The following is an 18,914-nucleotide window of genomic DNA, read 5'->3' as shown; positions in this document are numbered from 1 at the left end:
ATCCTCGGAGAATAAGAATGCAAAGGCGTGCCTTCCTCGCGCTGGCGCTGCCGGCTGCGCTTGCGGCTTGCGGTGCCGACAATAACTGGGCCAGCGACGAGGCCGTCCGCAGGGCCCGCTATGTGTCGAACGAGCCGCCCTCGATCACGCTTCTGACGGTGATCGGCATTCCGCGCGGCGAAGGCGGCCATTCGGCTGTGATGATCAACGGCACGCAGCGCGTGATCTACGATCCCGCAGGCAGCTGGAGACACCCCTCGATCCCGGAACGGCATGACGTGCTTTACGGGATCACTCCGAATTTCAAGAATTTCTACATCGATTACCACGCCCGCCAGACCTATTGGGTGGCCGAGGACACGGTGCAGGTTCCGCTGGAAGTGGCCGAGGCCGCGATCCGCTCGGTCGAGCGGCAAGGGGCCTCGAACAAGAGCTTCTGCGCGGTCAATACCGGCACGGCGCTGAGCCGCGTGCCGGGCTTTGAGGGCGCGCCAACGGGCTTTTCACCCTTGAACCTGCGCAACTGGTTCCTGACGCTGCCGGGCGTGACGTCGAAAAAGCACATGGACGGCGATCCGGCCAATAACCACGATGTCCTGCTGCGCCAGAAGGACGGCGTGGTCATGGGCTATGGCAATGACGGTCAGCTTCACGCCCAGAGATAAAGCATCCCGAAAAGCGCGATCAGACCCGCAACGATCGCCAGAAGTGTGTTGCGGGTCAAAAGCCCCACGCCCAGCGTGACCGCCGCCGCCGTCAGCCGCACCGGATCGGGTTCGCCCCCGGTTGCGGCGGGCCAGACCACCAGCGGCGCGGCAATGGCGGGCAGCACCGCCACGGGCGTGTAGCGCAGCGCCCGCGCCGCCCATTCCGGGATCTCGCGATTGCCGATGGCACCCAGAAACGACCAGCGGATCAGATAGGTGCCGATCCCCAGCACAAGGATCACGAACCAGATCTTCAGGTCAAAGCCGCTCATGTCCGTGCCTCCGCCCGCAGGCCTTCCGTGCGTTTTTCAACCCAGGCCCCGGTCGCCATCGCAAGCGGCGCAGCCAGCAGGATACCCAGCCCCGAGGGCAAGACCGTGAAGACCAGCGCCGCGACGATGGAAACGCCCGCCGCCGCGATATGCGCGAGCGAACGCAGCATCGGCGCGATCATCGCAAGAAAGGTGATCGGCAGCGCGAAATCCAGCGCCCAGCTTTCCGGGATGGCGCGGCCGACCAGAAATCCCAAGGCGCTGGCGATCAGCCAAGGCGTGCAGGCGCAGACCGCCGTTCCGACGAAATAGGCGATGCGCTGATCCATGCGCAAGCGAGGATTGTCCTCGAACTGCCTGATCGACAGGGCATAGGTCTGGTCGATCAGCAGATAGGCCACCATGGCGCGCTGCTTTGGTTTCGCATTCCCCAGCCAGGGCACGAGCGAGGCCGAATACATCGCCATGCGCAAGTTCACCGCCAGCGCCGAGAGGATCACGATCAGCACCGGCGCATGATCCGTCAAAAGCTGGACCGCCGTGAATTGCGAAGCTCCCGCCAGCACCAGCACCGAAAAGCCCATGACCTGCGCCAGATCCAGCCCCGCCTCGGCGGCGAGAACCCCGAAAAGCAGGCCGAACGGGACCAGCACCAGCAGGAACGGCAGGGATTGCACGATGCCATGCCGAAAGCATTGCGCCGGGCTGCGAGCCAGGACCCTCTGCTGCTCGGGCGTCAGGACGGGCTTGGCCTCGGGCGTCATCGCCAAAGGACTGTCTGGATAGGTCATGGTGGAAACGGTATCGACTTGCGCTGGAAGGTTGCGCCAGATTGGCCAAAGCCGAGCGCAGGTGCAAGGGTGGGCGAAATTTGACGGCAAGCCGGAACGCGGTCTTTACCATCCATCGAGGCGTGCCGACGCATCTGCGCGGCGCGGCCGCGCGGCTTTACTGGCGCGGATTGGGCGGGGGCCTTCAGCCGGTGCCAACCCATCCGCGCGACGGCGCAGCGTTGATCGCCGCCGTCATGGTCGCGAGCCGCGCGCTCGCGGCGGTGAGCGATCGTGGCACGCTGGTCGGCATTGCCGGCTTGCGCGGCGCGCAGGGCGGTTTTCTCTCGCCCGCAGCCGCGGATTTCCATCAGGTGTTCGGGGGCGTCCGCGGCGGGATGCGGCATCTGGGTAGCAGGTTGCATCGGCCCGGCCGCGAGACCCCCGACCTGATCCTGGACGGTGTCGCGGTGCGTCCGCATTGGCGCGGCCGGGGCGTCGCCCGGGCGCTTGTTGCAGCGGCCCTGCAAGAGGCCCGCGACCTGGGCCACCCCGCGCTCATGGCCGAGGTCGAGGCGCGCAATCACGCGGCCCTCGCCGCGTGGCTCGCCCTGGGCTTCCATCATGCCGGGCGGCAAAGGCTGGGCTGGCCATGGCATCCGCCCGCCCATGTCCTGCGGCGGGTAATCTAGCCCGGCTCTTGTCCGGCCCTGCCGAACAGACCGCTGACCTGACCCAGCAAAAGGAAGGCCCGCCCGGAGCGGCTTTCCGACATGATCGCCAGAAGCTCGGGCGGGTCGGTTTCGGCACGGCGCGACAAAAGCCGGTCGAAATGGCGTAGGAAATGATGCGCGACGTCACGAAAGACCGGATCAGTCTGCATCATGGCCGCCGTCTTTGCCGTCGCATCCCGATCCTCGATCACGGCAAGCCCGGCCAGATCCGGGCCGCGCTTGCCCTCGGCAAGGCGCTGCCACAGCAGGGGCAGGGTCGCCGGAATGTCCAGATCGTCCATATAGACCCCCTGCCCCGCCAGCAGCGTGACGACATCCTGCGCGGCACGGATCAGCCGGGCAAGGCCGGGATCGGCCAGAGCAAGGCGCAGGCAGCGAATCGCCTCGCGGTCATCCGGACCGTCGGGAAAGTTCAGGGCAAAGAAAAGCTCGTCGGGCGTCAGTTCGGGAGCAGCTTCGCCCCCCAGATCCAGCGGTGCCTGCCGCATATCGTTCGCGGGACGTGGCCGAGATGCCGATGCAGGAAGGGACGCCATCTTGCTGCGGGGGGCCAGTCGCGGCTCATGCGCGGGCGAAGTGCCCGATCTGATCTCGCGCAGGCTCGCGCGCAGATCCTCGGCTTCCTGGCGCAGCAGGGCCAGACTGCGGGCGGACCAGATCGCGAACCAGATCAGCCCCAAGGGCAGCGCCGCGCCCAGAATCCAGACCAGCCAGCCGGTCAGGCCATCCGACGCCTCTCTGGGATCGAGCCAGGCGAACAGGGCCACCAGTGCCAGCCAGACCAGACTGGCCAGCGCACCGATTGCCGGAAGCCGGGCGCGGGACTGCTCCGCCGCGACCCGGCGCAGGGAATCGAGCGCATTCACGCGCCCGATCCCCCGTCAGATGAAACGGATGGAAATGATCTCATAGGATTTCCCGCCGCCGGGCGTGACGACCTCGACACTGTCACCTTCGTCCTTTCCGATCAGCGCCCGCGCCAGGGGCGAGCGCATATTCAAAAGACCGCGTTCCAGATCGGCCTCGGCCTCGCCGACGATCTGATAGGTGCGCTCTTCCTCGGTATCCTCGTCGACCAGCGTGACGGTCGCGCCGAACTTGACGCTGCCCGAGAATTTCGACGGGTCGATGACCTCGGCGCGCGAGATGATGCCCTCGAGTTCCTTGATCCGGCCCTCGACGAAACTCTGCTTTTCGCGGGCCGCGTGATATTCGGCATTTTCAGACAGGTCGCCATGCTCTCGCGCCTCGGCAATGGCGCGGATGACGGCAGGGCGATCGACTGCGCGCAATTCGCGCAGTTCCTCGTCCAGCAGGTCAAAACCTGCACGGGTCATCGGTATCTTTTCCATCTCGTCCTTCCGGCCGCGCGTCAGCGGCTGCATGTCTTTCGCGATAACAAGGCGTTGGAACGCCCCCGACCTTGGGCCGAGGGCGTTCATCGAATTTTGCGGCATCGTGGCGCGATTGGCTTCGCGTTTCAAGTCCCGCGGAAATCGCCTGCGATCATTTGCCGGTGCCCGGATTTTCATGCTCTGCCGCCCGTCGGGTCAGCATTGCCCGCAGCCGGACGACGCGCTACCTGTGACCGCAGAGAATGAGCCAGGGAGCAAGGGGCCGAGCCATGACCGAGATCGTCCGCGAGTCGATGGAATATGACGTCGTAATCGTTGGCGGCGGCCCGGCGGGGCTGTCGGCGGCAATCCGGCTCAAGCAGGTCAATCCCGAGCTTTCGGTCGTGCTGCTGGAAAAAGGCTCGGAAATCGGGGCGCATATCCTGTCCGGCGCGGTGCTCGACACCGCCGGACTGGACAAGCTCATCCCCGACTGGAAGGAACGCGGCGCGCCCGTCGAGACCGAGGTGAACGAGGATAATTTCTACATTCTCGGCGAAGGCGGGCAGATGCGTGTCCCGAACTGGCCGATGCCCCCCCTGATGTCGAACCACGGCAAATACATCGTCAGCATGGGCAATGTCTGCCGCTGGCTGGCGGAACAGGCCGAGGCGCTGGAGGTAGAGATCTTTCCCGGCATGGCCTGCTCGCAGCTGGTCTATGAAGGCGACCGCGTCGCGGGCGTCGTCGCCGGCGAAATGGGACTGGAGCCCGACGGCACGCCTGGCCCGCAATACGAGCCCGGCATGGAGTTGCGCGGCAAATATGTGCTGATCGCCGAGGGCGTGCGGGGATCGCTCGCCAAGGAATTGATCGGGAAATACGATCTTTCCGCCGGGCATGAGCCGCAGAAATTCGGCCTCGGCATGAAGGAAATCTGGGAGATCGACCCCGCCAAGGCACGGCCCGGCACCGTGACCCATACGATGGGCTGGCCGCTTGGCAAGAATGCGGGCGGCGGCAGCTTCATCTATCACATGGGCGGAAATCAGGTCGTGGTCGGCTTTGTGGTGCACCTGAACTACGCCAACCCGCATCTTTACCCCTATATGGAGTTCCAGCGCTTCAAGCATCACCCGCTGGTCGCGGATCTGCTCGAAGGCGGCAAGCGCGTGGCTTACGGTGCGCGAGCGATTTCCGAGGGCGGCTGGCAATCGATCCCGAAACTGATCGTGCCCGGCGCAGCGCTTTTGGGCTGCTCGGCGGGGCTGGTGAACGTGCCGCGCATCAAGGGCAACCATAACGCCATGCTCTCTGGAATTGCCGCCGCCGAAGCCACGGCCGAGGCGATCGCCGCGGGCCGCGAGGGCGATGAGCTTGCCGCCTATGAGGCCGAGATCCGCTCCGGCGACGTCGCGCGCGACCTCAAGCCCGTGCGCAACGTCAAGCCGGTCTGGTCGCGCCTTGGACTGACTGCCAGCCTCGCGCTTGGCGGCTTCGACATGTGGGTCGCGAACCTGACCGGCTGGAATCCTCTGGGCACCTGGAAACACGGCAAGACCGATGCCGAAGCGACGGGCAAGGCCGCGGATTTCAAGGTGATTGACTATCCCCGGCCGGACGGGAAGCTCAGCTTCGACCGCCTGACCAATGTCAGTTTCAGCTTCACCAATCACGAGGAATCCCAGCCCTGCCACCTGCGGCTCAGGGATCCCTCGGTGCCGATCCGGGTGAACCTGCCGGAATATGCCGAGCCCGCGCAGCGCTACTGCCCCGCCGGGGTCTATGAAGTGCTCGAGGGCGAGGACGGGCCAAAGTTCCAGATCAATTTCCAGAACTGCGTGCATTGCAAGACCTGCGATATCAAGGACCCGTCACAGAATATCGACTGGACGACGCCACAGGGCGGCGACGGGCCGAATTACCCGAATATGTGATCCGGCCGGGCCATGCCGTGGCTTGCAGCGGCGTTGCCCATTGTCGCCGGGACAGCTAGGGTCTGAACGCGTATTGCCAAGGACTGGGCCAAAGCCGTGACCAAAAGATTGATCCCGCTGGCGCTGATCGCGCTGACCTCCGCGCCGCTGATTGCCGCTCCGGCCATCGGAGCGCCGGTTCTGGCCCAAAACACCACGACCGGCCCCGCAAACCCCGCGAACCCGGTCCCGGCCGCCCCCGCGATACGCGGCCTGGCCGGTCCCTATCTGGCGGCAAGGCAGGCCGCGATCGGCAATGATTACAGCAGCGCCGCCAATTACTATCTTCAGGCGATGGCGCAGGACGATACCGACCCCTTCCTTCAGGATTCCGCGCTGGTTTCCCTGATCTCGGCCGGCAATATGGAGCGCGCGGCGGCACTCTCATCGACCATGTCCGAACAGGGGCGGGCAACCGAGCTTGCCAAGCTGATGCAGCGCACCGAGCTTGCCCGCACCGAGCGCTGGCAGGACTTGATCGGCGATATCGACAGGGAAAGCGGTCGGGGCGCGACGCCCAACGACCCCGGTGCTGCGGCGAATATGCTTCTGGATCGGCTGATGCGGGCCTGGGCCCTGCTGGGGGCGGGGAATGCGCGTCAGGCGCTGACCGCCTTTGAGGATCTGGGCAAGATCCGCGGCGCGAGGCCCATGGTGAATTATCATCTCGCGCTCGCCAAGGCCGTGGTCGGCGATTACGAGGGGGCCGAGGCGCTGCTGGCCGATCCCGAGACGGGTTCGCATCTGATGGGCGTCACCGCCCGCGCGCAGATCCTGTCGCAACTGGAGCGCAATGCCGATGCCGTCGCCATGCTCGAGGCGACGCCGGGCTTCGCAGAAGAGCCGCAGCTTGTCGCCATGCGCGACCGGCTGAAACAGGGGCAGACCCTGCCCTTTGACTCGGTGCGCAATCCGGCCGACGGTGTCGCCCAGGCCTATCTGACCTTTGCCGGCGTGCTGGCCACCGCCGAAGAGCCCGATCCCATCGCCCTGATCCATGCCCGGCTTGCGGCCTATCTTGCGCCGCATCTGGGTGAGGCGCGGCTGCTGACCGCGCAATTGCTGCAGGGATTTGGCCAATTCGATCTGGCCGAACGCGAATTCGAGGCGCTGCGCGATCTTGGGGACATGCGCCCGATCGCGCAATTGTCGCGCATCGACGCGCTTGCCCGCGCCGAGCGACTGGATGACGCGGAAAAAGCCGCTCTGGCCCTGACCGCCGCGCAGCCCGACATGGCGCAGGGCTGGATTGCGCTGGGTGACCTGCTGCGCCAGCAGGACAAGTTCGCACAGGCCGTGCCCGCCTATGACAAGGCACTGGATCTTATCGGCGACCAATCCGCCGAGGCCCGCTGGTTCCCGCTTTACGCCCGCGGCATCGCGCTTGAACGGTCGGGCCAGTTTCCCAAGGCCGAAAAGGACCTGCGCGAGGCGCTCAAGATCCGGCCTGATTCCGCCCAGATCCTGAACTATTTGGGCTATAGCCTCGTAGATCGCGGCGAGAAGCTCGACGAGGCGCTGGACCTGATCCAGCGCGCGGTCGAATTGCGCCCCGATGACGGCTATATCGTCGACTCGCTCGCCTGGGCCTATTTCCGGCTGGGTCGCTATGACGAGGCCGTCGCCCCGATGGAGCGCGCCGTGGCCGCGATGGCCGCGGATTCGCTGGTCAATGATCATATGGGCGACATCTACTGGATGGTCGGTCGCCATCGCGAGGCCGAGATTCAATGGCAGCGCGCCCTGTCGCTGAAGCCGGAAAAGGAAAGCGATGCCGCGCGTATCCGCGCCAAGCTCGAGCGGGGACTGGATGCCATTCTGGCCGAAGAACAATCCGCCGGCGGCGCACCTCAGCCCGCGGTCCCGGAGCCGGCCAAGAATTAACATGCTGCTGCCCCGGCGCGAGCTTGCGCCCGCCAAGTTGAACCTGACGCTGCATGTCACCGGCCAGCGCGCCGACGGCTTCCACCTGCTCGACTCGCTGGTGGTGTTTCTGGACATGGGCGATGTGCTGACCCTGCGCGAGGGCCCGCTTTCGCTGGACCTGACCGGTCCCTTCGGTCCTGGTCTGGCCGCTGATCCCGACAATCTCTGCCTGCGCGCCGCCCGTCTGGCGGGGCGCGAGGCGGCGATCACTCTGGAAAAGAACCTTCCGGTCGCTTCGGGCATTGGCGGGGGTTCTGCCGATGCGGCGGCTGTCCTGCGCGCCTTCGGGGCACCCGCCGCCGGAACCGAGGCGCTGGGGGCGGATGTTCCGGTCTGCATGGCCGGACGTCCGACGCGGATGCGCGGCTTGGGCGAGATCCTCGACTCGCTGCCCGCGCTGCCGGACCTGCATCTCGTGCTGGTCAACCCGCTGCAGGGCCTCTCGACCCCTGCGGTCTTTCGCGCGCTGACCCGGCGCGACAATGCGCCCATGCCCGAGACCCTGCCCGCTTTCCCCGATGCGGCGGCGTTGATCGACTTCCTACGGGAATGCCGCAATGATCTGCAGCCCCCGGCGATTGCGCTGATGCCCCAGATCGGCACCTGCCTGGCCGCTTTGGAGCAAGCCGGGGCGGAATTGGCGCGGATGTCCGGCTCGGGCGCGACCTGTTTCGGGATCTTTGAGAGCGCGCAGGCCGCGCAGGCCGCTCAGGCCGCGATCTCTGCCACTCGTCCCGGCTGGTGGGTCATCGCATCGGGACTCGCGCCTGTGCCGCAGACATTCTAGAACGCGTGAGAATCCCGGAGGAAAACCCATGCTTCGCCTTGGCGTGAACATCGACCATGTCGCTACAATCCGCAATGCACGCGGCACGCCTTGGCCCGATCCGGTGCGCGCCGCCGAACTGGCCGAAGCCGCCGGGGCCGATGGTATCACTGCCCATCTTCGCGAAGACCGCCGCCATATCTCGGACGCCGATATCGACAATCTGATGGCTGCCTTGCGCCTGCCTCTGAATTTCGAGATGGCGGCAACGGCGGAAATGCAGGCCATCGCGCTGCGCCATCGTCCCCACGCGGTCTGCATCGTGCCCGAAAAGCGCGAAGAGCGTACGACCGAGGGCGGTCTGGATGTCGCCGGCAACGAGGCTTATCTGGCCGATTTCATCGCGCCTTTGCGCGAAGCGGGTTGCCGTGTGTCGCTGTTCATCGGCCATGAGCGCAGCCAGATCGAGGCCGCGGCCCGGATCGGCGCGGCAGTCGTTGAATTGCATACCGGGGCCTATTGCGATTTCGACACCGAGGGGCGGTTTGCCGAACGCGATGCCGAGCTGGCGGCGCTGCGCAAGGCGGCGGCCTTGGCGCATGGTCTTGGCCTTGAGGTTCATGCCGGTCACGGCCTGACCTTCGACACGGTTGGCCCGATCGCGGCGATCCCCGAGATCATGGAACTGAACATCGGCCATTTCCTGATCGCGGAATCCGTCTTTGTCGGTCTGGACGACGCCATTCGCGAAATGCGCGCCCGCATGGACGCCGCCCGCGCATGATTTTGGGGATCGGTTCGGATCTGGCCAATATCGACCGTATCGCGGGGGTGCTGGAACGCCACGGCGATCGCTTCCGTAACCGTGTCTTTACCGAGACAGAACTGGCCCTTGCCGCGCGGCGCAAGCTGGAAGCCGCGACCTTGGCGAAACGCTGGGCCGCCAAGGAGGCCTGCTCCAAGGCGCTCGGCACCGGGCTTGCGATGGGGATCAGCTGGAAGGACATGGCCGTCAGGAACCTGCGTTCGGGCATGCCGACGATGGAACTGACGGGCTGGGCCGCGGCGCGTCTGGCCGCGATGACCCCGCCCGGCCATCGCGCCCGCGTCCATGTCACGCTGACCGACGACCACCCTTGGGCGCAGGCTTTCGTGCTGATCGAAGCCCTTCCCGAGGATATGCCCGAGCCGCCGATTCCGGGCGCTCCGGCTTGACTTTATCCCGTCGCACGTCCCATGAACGCGCGACTTCCGCATGAAGGGACAGGCGAATGGCCAAAAGCGAAGCCCGCAAGGATGGCGGCATCTGGGAAACCGTGAAGACAGTGTTCTGGGCACTGTTGATCGCGGGTATCTTCCGCACGCTCTTCTTCCAGCCCTTCTGGATCCCTTCGGGCAGCATGAAGGACACGCTGCTGATCGGCGACTTCCTGTTCGTGAACAAGATGGCCTATGGCTATTCCGCGCATTCCTGCCCGTTCTCGATCTGCCCGATCTCGGGGCGCTTGCTGGGCTCGGAGCCCGAGCGCGGCGATGTCGTGGTCTTCCGCCACCCGACGCGCGGCGATGACTTCATCAAGCGCCTGATCGGCCTGCCGGGCGATCGCGTGCAGATCAAGGGCGGCGTCGTCTATCTGAACGGGCAAGAAGTCCCTCAGACCCCGAGTGGCGACTTCATCGAGGCGCAGGCCCCGCAAGGCCCGCAAGGCAGCCTGCCCTGCCCCAGCCAGATCCGCGCCGCCGATAACGGCCAATGCGTCTCCGAGCGTCTGACCGAGACCCTGCCGAATGGCGTGAGCCACGACGTGCTGAACCTTGCCGATAACGGTCCGGGCGACAATACGCCGGAATTCACCGTGCCCGAGGGGAATTACTTCTTCCTCGGCGACAACCGCGACAATTCGGGCGACTCGCGCTGGCCGGCCTCGGCAGGCGGCGTCGGCATGGTCCCGGCGGAATATCTGATCGGTCGCGCCGACCGGATCATGTTCTCCTCGGCGGGCAAGTCGCTCCTGTATTTCTGGACCTGGCGGGCCGACCGCTTCTTCAAGGCCGTCGATTAAGGAAGAATTGCCGCGGAAGGGGGGCCGTGGCAGGATCGGAACATGAAGATTTCTGCCGAACTGCAAACCTTTTGCGAGCGACTGGGCCATGACTTCGCCCGGCCCGAACTGCTGCAACGCGCGCTGACGCATGGCTCGATCTCGACGGCCACGCGTCCCGACAACCAGCGCCTCGAATTCCTCGGCGACCGCGTCCTCGGCCTGACCATGGCCGAGGCGCTGTTCTCGGCGGATCGCGCCGCGACCGAGGGCCAGATGGCCCCGCGCTACAATGCGCTGGTCAAGGGCGAGACCTGCGCCTCCGTCGCCCGCGAGATCGGCCTTGGCGAGGTGCTCAAGCTCGGGCGCTCGGAGATGAAGACCGGCGGGCGGCGCAAGGAGGCGCTTCTTGCCGACGCGATGGAGGCGGTGCTGGCCGCCGTCTATCTGGATGCCGGTTTCCCCAAGGCACGCGAGGTTATTCTGGCGCTTTGGGCCGAAAGGTTGAAGAACGTCGACGACGATTCGCGCGACGCCAAGACGGCCTTGCAGGAATGGGCGCAAGCCAATGGCATGAGCCCGCCGCGCTATGTCCAGACTTCCCGCTCGGGGCCGGACCATGCCCCGGAATTCGAAATCACTGTCCGGCTGGACGATGGGCGCGAAGCCGTCGCGAGTGGCCAGGGCACGAAACGCAGCATCGAACAGGCAGCCGCCACGGCCCTGCTCGGGCAGATCGAAGGAACCACATGACCGAAACGCGCGCGGGCTTCGCAGCCCTGATCGGCGAACCCAATGCCGGGAAATCCACCCTCCTGAACCAGATGGTCGGGGCCAAGGTCTCGATCGTCACCCACAAGGTGCAGACGACCCGCGCCCGCATCCGCGGCATCGCCATGCATGAGAACGCGCAGATCGTCTTCGTGGACACGCCCGGCATCTTCCGTCCGCGCCGCCGGTTGGACCGCTCGATGGTCAAGGCCGCATGGGGCGGCGCTGCGGATGCCGACGTCATCCTGTTCCTGATCGAGGCCCATCGCGGGCTGACCGATGGCGCACAGTCGATCATCGACAATCTGCGCGAACATGCCGGCAAGACCCCGGTCGCGCTGGTCATCAACAAGATCGACCGCGTCAAGGCCGAGCAGCTTCTGGCCCTGTCGGAAAAGGTCAACGCAGCTTTCGAATTCGCGGCGACCTTCATGATCTCGGCGGAAAAAGGCTATGGCTGCGGGGACCTGATGGATTGGCTGGCGCAGGAAGTGCCCGCAGGCCCGTGGCTTTACCCCGAGGATCAGGTGGCCGATCTGCCGATGCGCATGATCGCAGCCGAGATCACGCGCGAAAAGCTGACCCTGCGCCTGCACGAGGAAATCCCCTACCAGCTCACGGTCGAGACCGAGAAATGGGAAGAGAAGAAGGACGGCTCGGCCCGCGTCGATCAGATCGTCTATGTCGCCCGTCCCGGCCATAAGGGTATCGTCCTTGGCAAGGGCGGCGAGACCATCAAGGCCGTCGGTCAGGCCGCCCGCGCCGAGCTTACGGAATTCATGGGCCGCCCGGTTCATCTGTTCCTGCAGGTGAAGGTGCGCGAGAACTGGCTCGACGAGGCCGAGCGTTACAACGAGATGGGCCTCGATTTCAAAGACGGCGATGCCTGAAGCAAGACTGGCGGCCGGGATCTGGGTCTCGGCCTATCTCAAGCGGCTGCAGCTTGCCGATATCCCCGCCTATGTCCTCCGCCATGGCGATGACACGGCGGGGGCCGTCATGGTCAAATGCGCGACGCTGAACGGGCGGGCGAGCCTCTGGGCGCGGGAATGGGATTTCGAGACCGATCTGCGCCCATGGGTGCGGCTCTCCGAGGCTGCCGAGCCCGAGATCGACACCGAGATCGCCCGCCATTCCGGCCGCGATCCTGACCTCTGGGTGATCGAGATCGAAAGCCGCGACGGGACCACCCTGCTGGATCAGCCGGGGCTGGTCTGACCCCCCCTAAAGCCACCAAATCTTGTGGCTTTCCCGTGACATTCCGACCGCGACCCACTATAAGATGGGGACCCAAGGCAGGATAAGAAAACCATGACCGAACCCGCCCTTCAGACCTCCGAATATGGTGCCGATTCCATCAAGGTTCTCAAGGGCTTGGAAGCGGTGCGCAAGCGCCCCGGCATGTATATCGGGGATACCGACGACGGGTCGGGCCTGCATCACATGGTCTATGAGGTCGTGGACAACGGCATCGACGAGGCGCTGGCCGGTCATGCCGATTTCGTCCGCGTTAAGATCCATGCCGATAGCTCGGTTTCGGTGCGCGACAACGGGCGCGGCATTCCGGTCGACATGCACCCGACCGAGGGCGTCTCGGCAGCCGAAGTCATCATGACCCAACTGCATGCGGGCGGGAAATTCGACCAGAACAGCTACAAGGTTTCGGGCGGCCTTCACGGCGTCGGGGTCTCGGTCGTGAACGCGCTGTCGGATTGGCTGGAATTGCGCGTCTGGCGCAATGGCAAGGAACATGTCGCTCGCTTCGAGCATGGCGACACGGTTGAGCATTTGCGCGTCGTGGGCGAAGCGCCGGACGAAAAAGGCACCGAGGTGCGCTTCCTGGCCTCGTCCAAGGCCGATGGCGGCAATGGGACGTTCTCGAATCTCGACTATGTCTACAAGACGCTGGAAAATCGGCTGCGGGAACTGGCCTTCCTGAACTCGGGCGTGCGCATCATCCTCGAGGACGAGCGCCCCGCCGAGCCCCTGCGCACCGAGCTTTTCTACGAAGGCGGCGTGCGCGAATTCGTGAAATTCATCGACCGCTCGAAAAGCCCGGTCATGTCCGACCCGATCTTCATCCAGGGCGAAAAGAACGGCATCGGCATCGAAGTCGCGATGTGGTGGAATGACAGCTACCATGAGACGGTGCTGCCCTTTACCAACAACATCCCGCAGCGCGATGGCGGCACGCATATGGCGGGCTTCCGCGGCGCGCTGACCCGCGTCATCAACAGCTATGCGCAGACCAGCGGCGTAGCGAAGCGCGAGAAGGTCGATTTCACGGGCGACGACGCCCGCGAGGGCCTGACCTGCGTGTTGTCGGTCAAGGTGCCGGACCCGAAATTCTCGAGCCAGACCAAGGACAAGCTGGTCTCCTCCGAGGTGCGCCCCGCAGTCGAGAGCCTCGTCAACGAGAAGCTGAGCGAGTGGTTCGAAGAGAACCCCGCCGAGGCCAAGCAGATCGTCGGCAAGATCATCGAGGCGGCCTTGGCCCGCGAGGCCGCCCGCAAGGCCCGCGAACTGACCCGCCGCAAGACCGCGATGGATGTGGCCTCCCTCCCCGGCAAGCTCGCCGATTGCCAGGAAAAGGACCCGGCGCTCTCCGAGCTGTTCATCGTCGAGGGTGACTCGGCAGGTGGTTCAGCGAAGCAGGGCCGCTCGCGCCAGAACCAGGCCGTTCTGCCTTTGCGCGGCAAGATCCTGAACGTCGAGCGCGCCCGCTTCGACCGGATGCTCAGCAGCGATCAGGTCGGCACGCTGATCACCGCGCTCGGCACCGGGATCGGCCGCGACGAGTTCAACCTCGGCAAGCTGCGCTACCACAAGATCGTCATCATGACAGATGCCGACGTGGACGGCGCGCATATCCGGACGCTGCTTCTGACCTTCTTCTTCCGCCAGATGCCCGAGCTGATCGAGGCCGGGCATCTCTACATCGCCCAGCCGCCGCTTTATAAGGTCAGCCGGGGCCGCTCCGAAGTCTATCTGAAGGACGAGGCCGCGCTCGAAGATTACCTGATCCAGCAGGGCGTCGAGGGGGCCTCGCTGCGCCTCGGCAATGGCGAGAACATCTCGGGCGCGGACCTTGCCCGCGTGGTCGATGAGGCCCGCACTGCGCGCCGCATCCTGCGCGCCTATCCCACCCATTACCCGAGCCATATCACCGAGCAGGCCGCGATCGCGGGCGCCTTGGTGCAGGGCCGGGTCGATGCCGATGCGCAAGGCGTGGCCGAGGCCGTCGCCAAACGCCTCGACATGATCGCCGAAGAGTATGAGCGCGGTTGGTCCGGCCGCCCGACGCAGGACGGCGGCATCCGCCTGTCCCGCGCCCTGCGCGGCGTCGAGGAATCCCGCACCCTTGACGGCATCATGCTGCGCAGCGGCGAAAGCCGCCGCCTCGGCGCGATGACAGACAGCCTTCAGGATGTCTATGGCGAGACCGCGCATCTGATCCGCAAGGACCGCGACATCCCGATCCACGGCCCGCTCGGGCTATTGCAGGCGATCTTCCTCGAAGGGGAAAAGGGCCTGTCGCTGCAGCGCTACAAAGGTCTGGGCGAGATGAACCCAGAGCAGCTCTGGGAGACCACGCTGGATCCTGCGGCGCGCACCATGCTGCAGGTCCGCATCGAGGACCTCAGCGAGGCCGACGACATCTTCACCAAGCTGATGGGCGATGTCGTGGAACCCCGTCGCGACTTCATCCAGCAGAATGCTTTGAGCGTAGAGAATTTGGATATTTGATTGTTTGTAGGGACGCACATAACGTTGCGCGTAGCGCATAAAGTTGCGCGTCCCGAAACCTGATCTCCGTAAATTATTTAATAAAATCAATTACCCATAAAAGAGCGAGCGCTCCTATAGGCAGACTTCGTTCCGATATAGGGCGCCTGGCGAGCCAGCCGCTCCTTGCCCACGAATTATAAGTACCACTTAAATGGCGCCTCATCGCCCATAAAGCTTGATTATAAAGCTGGAGCCGACCTCGCCGTGGCGTAGATGGGCTGACAACGCAGCGCAAACTGTGACGGTCGGTGCGGTCGCGAAGAGCCCTTAGCCGACATTCGTACGATGCGATCGGAGGGAAATCACCGTGCTCCGCTGCTCAGCTCCTTCTCGCTGATATGGGCCAGTCGCACAGGGTTGTATGCGATTTGACTGTAGGTCACGCGCGCAATCAGGCCGTCGCGTTCCAGGCTGCGCAGGACCGGTCCTGCGCTGTTTCGGTGCAGGCCAGCCATCTCGCCAAGTTCCTGCTGCGTGCAAGGGACCGAGATGACCGCGTCGCTCGTCATTTCCGGCCCCGCCAGCCTGATCAGGGTGCTCAAGATCTTGGTCCGTGCGTCCCCCTTGGTCACAGCCGAGGCATACATCAGCGCATTGTCGAGATGCAGCACGGTCAGCTGCGCAAGCGTGCGCCACAGGCGGGGAAACTGCGCCTCGAGGCTTTCGATTCCCTGCAGAGAGACGCAGCAGACCTTCAGGTCGGTGCGGGCGCGGATCTCGACGCGGCGCGGTGAACCAGTGAGCGCGGTTGCTTCGCCGACCCACCAGCCGGGGCGGGCAATATGCGCCAGGGCGGGGGTGATATAGCCCGAGGCGATGAGAACATCGGCGTAACCCTCGGCGATGCCGTAAACGCCACCGGGCGGGCCACCGAGGGAAAAGAGCAGTTCTCCGACGGAAAGCTCGCTGAACTCGGCGAGATTGAGCCAGGCTTTGCGGAATTCCTCGGGCTGGGCGGCAAGCCAGCCCCTGCGGTGAAATACTCCCTGCAGGTCATGCTCGGTCATTCAAAATTTTTCCAATTTGCACTTAATTGTGCAAGTTATGCCTGAGGCACATGTTAGTCAATTGAGGTGGAGCGGCACCAAAGAAGTTCGACCCTGGGTCTCGCTATCACGCCGAAAGTGCTGACAGGAGACAATCTTTTGCTTCGGCATTTGCTCCATTCCCTGCGACCTGAAGGGCAGGCCTTTGCGTGCCCAAGATGAATTACCCCGATTGAAGCCGACGGGCTTTCCAGGCCCGCCTGAAACCACGGAGTCATCTGATGAAGAAGCTCGGACTATCCCGATGCCTGCTTGCGCTGCCATTCATGGCCGCGAGCTTCGGGATCTCTGCACATGCCCAGTCGGCGGATGTGCCGATCGGTGCCCAGAACGGGCAGGTCACGCTGCCCTATGCAGAACAGAAATTCAGCGGCAATGTCGGCACCACCTATCTGAATGCCGATCCCGCCGTCTTCCCGGCCCCGATCAAGGCCCCGGAAGGCGCGCCCAACGTCCTGCTGGTGCTGCTCGACGACGTGGGCTTCGGGCAGTTCGACGTGACCGGCGGTGCGGTTCCCTCGCCCAAGATGGACGAGCTGGCCAAGGAGGGCCTGACCTTCACGCGGTTCCACACCACGGCGCTGTGTTCGCCTACGCGGGCGGCGCTGCTGACCGGGCGCAACCACAATGTCGCCGGGACCGGGGTCATTACTGAATTGGCCACCGGGTATGACGGCTATACCGGGGTCATTCCCAAGGACACGGCCTCGGTTGCCGAGATCATGCGCCAGAACGGCTATGTCACTGCTTGGATCGGCAAGAACCACAACACCCCGATCTACGAGACCAGCGCCGCTGGGCCCTTCGACCATTGGCCGAACGGACTGGGCTTCGACTATTTCTACGGCTTCATGGCCGGTGACACGAACCAGATCCGCCCCTATCTCTTCGAGAACCAGACCCCGATCGGCACGCCCAATGGCGAGAACTACTATCTGAGCACCGATCTTGCCGATCACACCATCGACTGGCTGAAGAAGCTCGAGGCAATTCAGCCCGACAAACCTTGGTTTGCCTATCTTGCGCCCGCAGCGACCCATGCCCCGCATCAGGCTCCGAAGGAGCTTATCGACAAATACAAGGGCAAGTTCGACATGGGCTGGGATGCATACCGCGAACAGACCTTCGAGCGTCAGAAAGAACGCGGTATCATCCCGGCCAATGCCGAGCTGACCCCGCGCCCTGCCAGCCTGCCGGCCTGGGACAGCCTGAACGACGACCAGAAGAAGCTTTATACGCGGATGATGGAGGTCTTCGCCGCTTACGGCGAGCAGGTCGATTATGAGGTCGGGCGCGTGCTTGACTACGTCAAGACCCTGCCCGATGCCGACAACACGATGATCATCTATATCGTCGGCGACAACGGCGCCTCGGCGGAGGGCGGTTTCGATGGCACGTTGAACGAGAACGCCTTCTTCAACGCCTATCTGATGAAGACCGAGGACATGATCGACCGGATCGACGAGATCGGGACCGAACTGCATTTCAACCACTTCCCGGCAGGTTGGGCCTGGGCGGTCGATTCTCCCTTCCAATGGACCAAGCAGGTCGCGAGCCACCTCGGCGGCGTTCGCAACCCGATGATCGTGAAATGGCCCGCCCGCTTCCAGAAGGCTGGCGAGATCCGCACCCAGTTCCTGCATGTCATCGACATCGCCCCGACCATCCTGGAGGCGGCCCATATCCCCGAACCGCGCAGCGTGAACGGCACAGCCCAGACCCCGATCCAGGGCAAGAGCTTTCTCAGCGTTCTGGATGATGCCAAGGCCGATGAGGTCCGCACCAGCCAGTATTTCGAGATGTTCGTGAACCGCGGCATCTATGACAAAGGCTGGTGGGCAGCCTCGCTGTCCTTCGAGCCCTGGGACCCGGTCCGCGGCGAATTCGACCCGCTGAAGGCCAAGTGGGAGCTCTATAACCTCGACGAGGACTTCTCCCAGGCCAAGGACATTGCAGCCGAGAATCCCGACAAGCTGGAAGAGCTGAAGGCGTTGTGGTGGGCCGAGGCGTCCAAGAACAAGGCGCTGCCGCTTGACTGGCGCGGGGCCGAGCGCTTCAGCGCCGAGGGGACCGGCAAGCCGAACCTCGCGGGCGGGCGCGAAAGCTTCACCTATACCGGCGTGCTTGCCGGGCTGCCGGAATCCTCGGCGCCGGACCTGAAGAACAAGTCCTTCAGCGTCACCGCCAAGGTCAAGGTCGAGGAGAATGCCAATGGCATGATCTTCACCCAGGGCGGCAATACCGGCGGCTGGGCCTTCTATCTCAAGGACGGCAAGCTGAAGGCCGCGCATAACTATATCGACGTCGCGGTCTATTCAGTCGAAAGCGACAGCGCTGTCCCTGCTGGCGAGCATGAGCTGAAGATGGACTTCGCCTATGAGGGCGGCAAGGAGATGGGCAAGAACGGCACGGTGACGCTGTCGATCGACGGTCAAGCTGCCGGATCGGGTGCCATCGAGCAGACGACGCCGTTCAAGTATTCGCTCTCGGAAAACCAGGATGTCGGAACGGATACCGGCACGACAGTCACCACCGATTACAAGGCGCCCTTCGACTTCCAGGGCGATCTTGAAGAAGTGGTGGTTGATCTCAAGAGATAGGACCTGGCGGGCGCCCGACTAGCCGTCGGGCGTCCGGCAAGGCTGGAGCAATCAAATGGGCATTGTTGCAGAACTTTCGGATCTGACGGATTCACTCGGCGATTCTGGTGGGTTAATCCGCTCGGCATGACGAACTCCGCACCTGCCCGCTACCGAACCACGAACTGGAAATCCTATAACT

At 64.3% G+C, this 18,914-nt stretch carries 18 protein-coding genes; 13 read left to right on the top strand and 5 right to left on the bottom strand.

The window, feature by feature from the left end:
- Positions 1–17: 17 nt before the first annotated feature.
- On the top strand, positions 18–665 hold the full coding sequence (locus tag ESZ60_RS08565) for a hypothetical protein (protein WP_134680164.1): 648 nt from the start codon (positions 18–20) through the stop codon (positions 663–665).
- Here ESZ60_RS08565 and ESZ60_RS08560 read toward each other — a convergent pair.
- The gene (locus ESZ60_RS08560) at positions 650–979 is read right to left on the bottom strand and encodes an AzlD domain-containing protein (RefSeq protein ID WP_134680163.1); all 330 of its coding nucleotides are present in this window, start codon (positions 977–979) and stop codon (positions 650–652) included. The two genes, ESZ60_RS08565 and ESZ60_RS08560, sit on opposite strands and share 16 nt — an antisense overlap.
- Positions 976–1,770, bottom strand: coding sequence for an AzlC family ABC transporter permease (locus ESZ60_RS08555; protein ID WP_245155630.1), 795 nt, complete (start codon positions 1,768–1,770; stop codon positions 976–978). The genes ESZ60_RS08560 and ESZ60_RS08555 overlap by 4 nt, the downstream gene beginning before the upstream one ends.
- An 80-nt stretch (positions 1,771–1,850) precedes the next feature.
- On the opposite strand from ESZ60_RS08555, the gene ESZ60_RS08550 reads away from it, so the two are divergent.
- Positions 1,851–2,441 (top strand): GNAT family N-acetyltransferase, encoded by a 591-nt coding sequence (locus ESZ60_RS08550; RefSeq protein ID WP_134680162.1) that lies wholly within the window; start codon positions 1,851–1,853, stop codon positions 2,439–2,441.
- Here ESZ60_RS08550 and ESZ60_RS08545 read toward each other — a convergent pair.
- Positions 2,438–3,349, bottom strand: a complete 912-nt coding sequence (locus ESZ60_RS08545; protein ID WP_134680161.1) for a hypothetical protein — start codon at positions 3,347–3,349, stop codon at positions 2,438–2,440. The two genes, ESZ60_RS08550 and ESZ60_RS08545, sit on opposite strands and share 4 nt — an antisense overlap.
- Before the next feature lie 15 nt (positions 3,350–3,364).
- Positions 3,365–3,835, bottom strand: coding sequence for a transcription elongation factor GreA (greA, locus tag ESZ60_RS08540; RefSeq protein ID WP_134680160.1), 471 nt, complete (start codon positions 3,833–3,835; stop codon positions 3,365–3,367).
- Between the two features lie 272 nt (positions 3,836–4,107).
- Between greA and ESZ60_RS08535 the strand changes: the two genes are divergently transcribed.
- The 10 genes from ESZ60_RS08535 to gyrB all read left to right on the top strand — a co-directional run bounded on the left by ESZ60_RS08535 (position 4,108) and on the right by gyrB (position 15,045).
- On the top strand, positions 4,108–5,754 hold the full coding sequence (locus ESZ60_RS08535) for an electron transfer flavoprotein-ubiquinone oxidoreductase (protein ID WP_134680159.1): 1,647 nt from the start codon (positions 4,108–4,110) through the stop codon (positions 5,752–5,754).
- A gap of 96 nt (positions 5,755–5,850) precedes the next feature.
- Complete coding sequence (locus ESZ60_RS08530) at positions 5,851–7,677, top strand: tetratricopeptide repeat protein (protein WP_245155629.1); 1,827 nt, start codon at positions 5,851–5,853, stop codon at positions 7,675–7,677.
- Position 7,678: 1 nt separating this feature from the next.
- Positions 7,679–8,506 carry a 4-(cytidine 5'-diphospho)-2-C-methyl-D-erythritol kinase gene (locus ESZ60_RS08525; protein ID WP_134680158.1) on the top strand — a complete coding sequence of 276 codons (828 nt, stop codon included), beginning with the start codon at positions 7,679–7,681 and terminating at the stop codon, positions 8,504–8,506.
- A gap of 28 nt (positions 8,507–8,534) precedes the next feature.
- Positions 8,535–9,269, top strand: a complete 735-nt coding sequence (locus ESZ60_RS08520; protein WP_134680157.1) for a pyridoxine 5'-phosphate synthase — start codon at positions 8,535–8,537, stop codon at positions 9,267–9,269.
- Positions 9,266–9,700: a holo-ACP synthase gene (gene acpS, locus ESZ60_RS08515; protein ID WP_134680156.1), complete on the top strand. Its 435-nt coding sequence runs from the start codon at positions 9,266–9,268 to the stop codon at positions 9,698–9,700. Before ESZ60_RS08520 ends, acpS begins: the two co-directional genes overlap by 4 nt.
- A 56-nt stretch (positions 9,701–9,756) precedes the next feature.
- Positions 9,757–10,548 carry a signal peptidase I gene (gene lepB / locus ESZ60_RS08510; protein ID WP_134680155.1) on the top strand — a complete coding sequence of 264 codons (792 nt, stop codon included), beginning with the start codon at positions 9,757–9,759 and terminating at the stop codon, positions 10,546–10,548.
- A gap of 42 nt (positions 10,549–10,590) precedes the next feature.
- Positions 10,591–11,280, top strand: a complete 690-nt coding sequence (gene rnc, locus ESZ60_RS08505) for a ribonuclease III (protein WP_134680154.1) — start codon at positions 10,591–10,593, stop codon at positions 11,278–11,280.
- Positions 11,277–12,188, top strand: a complete 912-nt coding sequence (gene era, locus ESZ60_RS08500) for a GTPase Era (RefSeq protein WP_134680153.1) — start codon at positions 11,277–11,279, stop codon at positions 12,186–12,188. The genes rnc and era overlap by 4 nt, the downstream gene beginning before the upstream one ends.
- Positions 12,181–12,516 (top strand): DUF1491 family protein, encoded by a 336-nt coding sequence (locus ESZ60_RS08495; RefSeq protein ID WP_134680152.1) that lies wholly within the window; start codon positions 12,181–12,183, stop codon positions 12,514–12,516. Before era ends, ESZ60_RS08495 begins: the two co-directional genes overlap by 8 nt.
- 93 nt (positions 12,517–12,609) lie before the next feature.
- Positions 12,610–15,045: a DNA topoisomerase (ATP-hydrolyzing) subunit B gene (gene gyrB / locus ESZ60_RS08490; protein ID WP_134680151.1), complete on the top strand. Its 2,436-nt coding sequence runs from the start codon at positions 12,610–12,612 to the stop codon at positions 15,043–15,045.
- A 344-nt stretch (positions 15,046–15,389) separates the two neighbouring features.
- On the opposite strand, the gene ESZ60_RS08485 is transcribed toward gyrB, so the two are convergent.
- Entirely contained in the window at positions 15,390–16,094 is a 705-nt protein-coding gene (locus ESZ60_RS08485; RefSeq protein ID WP_134680150.1) for a Crp/Fnr family transcriptional regulator, read from the bottom strand.
- A gap of 260 nt (positions 16,095–16,354) precedes the next feature.
- Here ESZ60_RS08485 and ESZ60_RS08480 point away from each other — a divergent pair, with 260 nt between their 5' ends.
- Positions 16,355–18,733 (top strand): arylsulfatase, encoded by a 2,379-nt coding sequence (locus tag ESZ60_RS08480; protein WP_134680149.1) that lies wholly within the window; start codon positions 16,355–16,357, stop codon positions 18,731–18,733.
- Positions 18,734–18,914 lie beyond the last annotated feature (181 nt).

Origin of the sequence: Paracoccus ravus, from assembly GCF_004522175.1 — a bacterium.
GTDB classification, from domain to species: Bacteria; Pseudomonadota; Alphaproteobacteria; order Rhodobacterales; family Rhodobacteraceae; genus Paracoccus; species Paracoccus ravus.
Note: the sequence above shows the minus strand (reverse complement) of the source record. Positions and strands in the feature narration are given on the sequence as shown.

Coding starts and splice junctions, on each gene's coding strand:
- ESZ60_RS08565 (WP_134680164.1), top strand. CDS start 18: ATGCAAAGGCGTGCCTTCCTCGCGCTGGCGCTGCCGGCTGCGCTTGCG.
- ESZ60_RS08560 (WP_134680163.1), bottom strand. CDS start 979: ATGAGCGGCTTTGACCTGAAGATCTGGTTCGTGATCCTTGTGCTGGGG.
- ESZ60_RS08555 (WP_245155630.1), bottom strand. CDS start 1,770: ATGACCTATCCAGACAGTCCTTTGGCGATGACGCCCGAGGCCAAGCCC.
- greA (WP_134680160.1), bottom strand. CDS start 3,835: ATGGAAAAGATACCGATGACCCGTGCAGGTTTTGACCTGCTGGACGAG.
- ESZ60_RS08535 (WP_134680159.1), top strand. CDS start 4,108: ATGACCGAGATCGTCCGCGAGTCGATGGAATATGACGTCGTAATCGTT.
- ESZ60_RS08525 (WP_134680158.1), top strand. CDS start 7,679: ATGCTGCTGCCCCGGCGCGAGCTTGCGCCCGCCAAGTTGAACCTGACG.
- ESZ60_RS08520 (WP_134680157.1), top strand. CDS start 8,535: ATGCTTCGCCTTGGCGTGAACATCGACCATGTCGCTACAATCCGCAAT.
- acpS (WP_134680156.1), top strand. CDS start 9,266: ATGATTTTGGGGATCGGTTCGGATCTGGCCAATATCGACCGTATCGCG.
- lepB (WP_134680155.1), top strand. CDS start 9,757: ATGGCCAAAAGCGAAGCCCGCAAGGATGGCGGCATCTGGGAAACCGTG.
- rnc (WP_134680154.1), top strand. CDS start 10,591: ATGAAGATTTCTGCCGAACTGCAAACCTTTTGCGAGCGACTGGGCCAT.
- era (WP_134680153.1), top strand. CDS start 11,277: ATGACCGAAACGCGCGCGGGCTTCGCAGCCCTGATCGGCGAACCCAAT.
- ESZ60_RS08495 (WP_134680152.1), top strand. CDS start 12,181: ATGCCTGAAGCAAGACTGGCGGCCGGGATCTGGGTCTCGGCCTATCTC.
- gyrB (WP_134680151.1), top strand. CDS start 12,610: ATGACCGAACCCGCCCTTCAGACCTCCGAATATGGTGCCGATTCCATC.
- ESZ60_RS08485 (WP_134680150.1), bottom strand. CDS start 16,094: ATGACCGAGCATGACCTGCAGGGAGTATTTCACCGCAGGGGCTGGCTT.
- ESZ60_RS08480 (WP_134680149.1), top strand. CDS start 16,355: ATGAAGAAGCTCGGACTATCCCGATGCCTGCTTGCGCTGCCATTCATG.